Genomic DNA, 4,419 nt, shown 5'->3' on the forward strand with positions numbered 1-4,419 from the left:
TCGCCTACACCGGCAGCGAGCCGGGCCTGCCGCTCGGCGTCGCGGCGGCCGCCCTGGCCCTCGGCCTCGCGCTCGTCACGGGCTCGGCCGTCACCCGTCGCCGGGCAGGGCGCCGCTGACCGCGGCGGCCCCCGGGGCCCGACCCCACGAGGCAGAGGAGGCGCGGTGTCCGGTCGACGGGCACCGCGCCTCCTGCGGTCCGTCGGCCCGTGGGCCGGGCATGTGCCCGCACCGGGTGCGAGGGAGTTGGCTCGGGACCATGAAGAACACCACACTCGGCCAGGTCGACGGCGGACTCGACGTCGGCCGCCTCGGCCTCGGCCTCATGGGCATGTCCGCCTTCTACACCGGCAACAGCACCGACGACGACGAGTCGGTGCGCGTCATCCACCGCGCGCTCGACGTGGGCGTCACCCTGCTCGACACCGCCGACATGTACGGCCCGCACACGAACGAGCAGCTGCTCGGCCGCGCCCTCAAGGGCCGCCGCGACCACGCCGTCGTCGCGACGAAGTTCGGCAACGTGACCGACCCCGAGGCCCGCGCCGAACGCACGGTCGACGGTCGCCCCGAGTACGTCCGCCGGTCGGTCGACGGCTCGCTGAAGCGCCTCGGCATCGACCACATCGACCTCTACTACCAGCACCGCGTCGACCCGCTCGTGCCCATCGAGGAGACCGTGGGCGCCATGGGCGAGCTCGTCACGGCCGGCAAGGTGAGGTTCCTCGGGCTGTCCGAGGCGGCGCCCGAGACCATCCGCCGTGCCCACGCGACGTACCCGATCACCGCCCTGCAGACCGAGTGGTCGCTGTGGAGCCGTGAGCCCGAGGCCGAGATCCTGCCGACCGTCCGCGAGCTCGGCATCGGCTTCGTGCCCTACTCGCCGCTCGGTCGGGGGTTCCTCACGGGCACCATCCGCTCGGTGGACGAGCTCGCCGAGGACGACTTCCGCCGGTTCGCTCCCCGCTTCTCGGGCGACAACCTGCAGGCCAACGTCCGCATCGTGCAGCAGGTCGACGAGGTCGCCCGGGCCGTCGGCGCCACGCCGGGTCAGGTCGCGCTCGCCTGGCTGCTCGCCAAGGGCGAGGGCATCGTGCCGATCCCGGGCACGAAGCGCCGCGCCTACCTCGACGAGAACGTCGCGGCCGACGACGTGGTGCTCGACGCCGAGCAGGTGCACCAGCTCGACGACGTGGCCGCGCCGAAGGGCGCCCGCTACGCCGACATGTCGACGGTCGACAAGTAGCGAGGCGACCGGCGTCGGCTCGGCCGTCGCCCTGCGTGAGCCGTCGCTCCGCCACCCCGCCAACCCGCCACCCCGCCACGAAATGAACATCCCGCCATCTTTCTTGGTGGCGGGATGTCCACTTCATGGCGGGGTGAGACGTCCGGGGCCGGAACGAGGGCGAGCCCGAGGAGGCGCGGGTACGGTCGAGCGATGGACGACGTGATCAGACGCCGGGCCCTCGTGCACGGTTCGGTGCAGGGCGTGGGTTTCCGTTTCTCGACCGAGGGCGAGGCGGACCGACTGGACGTCGGCGGCTTCGTCCGCAACCTGCCCGACGGGACCGTCGAGGTCGAGGTCGAGGGACGGCCCGACCGGGTGGCGCTGCTGCTCGAGTGGCTGGACGAGGGACCTCGTGGGGCCCGGGTCGACCGGGTCGAGGTGAGCGAGATCACCCCCGTGGGCGAGAGCGAGTTCAGCACGCGCCACTAGCCCGAGCGACGATCAGAACGGGGCCCGGCGGCCGGAGACGAGAGACCCGGCCCGGACGCTCGCACACACCCGACAGTGTGGAGTGCCCGGACCGGGCGTTCAAGGGTACCTGCTCGACGGCCCGGCCCGATCACCCGGACCGGTTCGGTCGGACCGTCCGGCCCGGTCGGCCCGTCCGGCCCGGCGCGTCCGATCTCGTCGACCGGTGACCTCACATCCGGTGCCGCTGCCGCGTCTACGGGGTGGATAACATCGCCGAGAGCCAGGAGGCACCGTGAGCGTCCACACCAGCGTCGACACCCCCGTCGGCCCGTTGACCGTCGTCGGGGGCGAGACGGGCCTCGTCGGCCTCTACTTCGACGAGCACCGCCACCTGCCCGATCCGACCGGCTTCGGCCCGGTCTCGCGGGACGGCGTCGGCCTGAGCGACTTCGCCGAGGTCGGGCGCCAGCTCGGCGAGTACTTCGGCGGCGAGCGGCGCTCCTTCGACCTCCCGCTGGCACCGCGCGGCAACGACTTCCAGGTGCGGGTGTGGACGCTCCTCCGCGACATCCCCTTCGGCGAGACCCGCAGCTACGGTCAGCTCGCGACCGCGCTCGGCGGCGTCGGCCTGGCCCGGGCGGTCGGCGCCGCCAACGGGCTCAACCCCTTGAGCATCGTCGTGCCGTGCCACCGCGTGGTCGGCTCGGGCGGGGCCCTGGTCGGCTACGCCGGCGGGCTCGACCGCAAACGGTTCCTGCTCGGGCTGGAGGCCGACCAGCCGTCGGGCCCCGACTCCGGTCGGCTGTTCTGACGTGGAACCCTTCGAGCGCGTGGTCGCCCGGCACGGTCGCACGGTCTGGCGCGTCTGCCGGGCCGTGCTCGACGAGCACGACACCGACGACGCCTGGAGCGAGACGTTCGTGGCGGCCCTCGTCGCGTATCCGTCGCTCCCCGCGTCGACGAACCTCGAGGCGTGGCTGGTGACCATCGCGCACCGCAAGGCGATCGACGTGCTGCGGGCACGGGAGCGTCGCCCCCGCCCGGTCGAGACGGTGCCCGAACCGCCGCCCGCGCCTCCTCACGACGAGACCGTCGCGCGCGCGGACGAGCTCGACGGGGCGCTGCGCACCCTGCCGCCGGGCCAGCGGCGTGCCGTGGTCTACCACCACCTCGTCGGGCTCTCGCACCGCGAGGTGGCCGAGCTGACCGGCATCAGCGCGGACGCGGCCCGGCGTGCGTCCGCGGACGGCATCGCGGCGCTGCGGCGGCTGCTCGCAGAGCCGGCGACGCCCCGACCGGCTGACGCCTCCGACCGGGCCGCCGGCCGCGCCTCCGTCCCGTCCGCCTCCCCCGAGCCGAAGGGCACCCGATGACCGCCTCCCCCATCGACGCGTCGACCGACCCCGGCGACCTTTTGACCAGCCTCGACCCGACCGACGAGCGACTCGCCGCGCTGCACGCCCGCTTCGCCGAGACCGCCCTCGGCGTCGGGGCGGTCGACGTGGCCTACCGCACCCTCGACTCCCCCGTCGGCCTCCTGCTGCTCTGCGCCACCGACGTGGGCGTGCTGCGGGTGGCCTTCGAGATCGAGGGGCACGACACGGTGCTCGACCGCCTCGCCTCGACGGTCAGCCCGCGCATCGTCGAGGCGCCGTCACGGCTCGACACCGTGGCACGCGAGCTCGACGAGTACTTCCGCGGCGAGCGCCGCGCGTTCGACCTGCCGCTCGACCGGCGCCTGTCGACGGGGTTCCAGCGGACGGTGCTCGAGCACCTGCCCGACATCGGCTACGGGTCGACGGCGAGCTACGCCGCGGTGGCGCTGGCCTCGGGCAGTCCTCGCGCGGTGCGGGCCGTCGGCACGGCCTGCGCCACCAACCCCCTGCCGCTCGTCGTCCCCTGCCACCGGGTGGTGCGGAGCGACGGGACCTCGGGCAACTACCGTGGGGGCATGGCGGCCAAGCATATCCTGATCGACCTCGAGGCGGGGGCGTGAGCGAGGCGGTGACCTCCGGCGTGACGGCGGCCGGCGCGGGAGCGGTGCCGTCGGACCTGGCGGGCGCGGGCGTCGTGGTCGGTGACGACGGGCTCGCCCGACCGGTCTGGGCGTCGACCGATCCGCTGTTGCGCGAGTACTACGACACCGAGTGGGGGCTGCCGGTCCGGGACGAGCGGGGCCTGTTCGAGCGGCTGAGCCTCGAGGCGTTCCAGTCGGGGCTGTCGTGGGCGACGATCCTGCGCAAGCGTCCGGCGTTCCGGAGCGCATTCTCCGACTTCGATCCCGACGTTGTCGCCCGCTTCGACGACGAGGACCGGGCACGGCTGATGGCCGACGCGGGGATCGTCCGCAACCGGCTCAAGGTCGACGCGACGATCCGCAACGCGCGGGCGACGATCGACCTGAGGGCCGACGGCGGCCTGGTCGACTTCGTCTGGTCGTTCCGGCCGGTCGAGACTCCCCGGCCCCGCACGATGGCCGAGGTGCCGACGACGTCGCCGGAGTCGCTCGCCCTCTCGCGGGCACTCAAGGCGAAGGGGTTCACCTTCGTGGGGCCGACCACCATGCACGCGCTGATGGAGGCCGCGGGCATCGTCGACACGCACCTCGTCGACAGCCACCGCCGCGGGTCGTCCGGGGTGTGGGGCGACGACGGCCGGCCGGTGCCGGACGGCGGCCCCCGGGCGGCCGGGTCGTGACCGCGGACTCGCCCGACGGGGCG

The 4,419-nt window shown here is 74.0% G+C and carries 6 protein-coding genes; all 6 read left to right on the forward strand.

Features of this window, described 5'->3' with window-relative positions; translation table 11 throughout:
• The first annotated feature begins 259 nt into the window (after positions 1 to 259).
• The 6 genes from IFT36_RS15365 (at position 260) to IFT36_RS15390 (ending at position 4,396) form a co-directional block, all read left to right on the forward strand.
• The gene (locus IFT36_RS15365) at positions 260 to 1,246 is read left to right on the forward strand and encodes an aldo/keto reductase (RefSeq protein ID WP_200413585.1); all 987 of its coding nucleotides are present in this window, start codon (positions 260 to 262) and stop codon (positions 1,244 to 1,246) included.
• 192 nt (positions 1,247 to 1,438) lie between these two features.
• Entirely contained in the window at positions 1,439 to 1,717 is a 279-nt protein-coding gene (locus IFT36_RS15370) for an acylphosphatase (RefSeq protein WP_056046650.1), read from the forward strand.
• 274 nt (positions 1,718 to 1,991) lie between these two features.
• A complete protein-coding gene (locus IFT36_RS15375; RefSeq protein WP_056046652.1) occupies positions 1,992 to 2,510 on the forward strand; it encodes a methylated-DNA--[protein]-cysteine S-methyltransferase in 519 nt (172 codons plus the stop codon).
• A 1-nt stretch (position 2,511) separates the two neighbouring features.
• Positions 2,512 to 3,072 carry an RNA polymerase sigma factor gene (locus IFT36_RS15380; RefSeq protein ID WP_082460320.1) on the forward strand — a complete coding sequence of 187 codons (561 nt, stop codon included), beginning with the start codon at positions 2,512 to 2,514 and terminating at the stop codon, positions 3,070 to 3,072.
• Entirely contained in the window at positions 3,069 to 3,695 is a 627-nt protein-coding gene (locus tag IFT36_RS15385) for a methylated-DNA--[protein]-cysteine S-methyltransferase (protein ID WP_200413586.1), read from the forward strand. Before IFT36_RS15380 ends, IFT36_RS15385 begins: the two co-directional genes overlap by 4 nt.
• A 44-nt stretch (positions 3,696 to 3,739) precedes the next feature.
• The gene (locus tag IFT36_RS15390) at positions 3,740 to 4,396 is read left to right on the forward strand and encodes a DNA-3-methyladenine glycosylase I (protein ID WP_374058404.1); all 657 of its coding nucleotides are present in this window, start codon (positions 3,740 to 3,742) and stop codon (positions 4,394 to 4,396) included.
• The last annotated feature ends 23 nt before the right edge of the window (positions 4,397 to 4,419 follow it).

It is taken from the genome of Frigoribacterium sp. CFBP 13605, assembly GCF_014839405.1.
GTDB lineage: Bacteria > Actinomycetota > Actinomycetes > Actinomycetales > Microbacteriaceae > Frigoribacterium.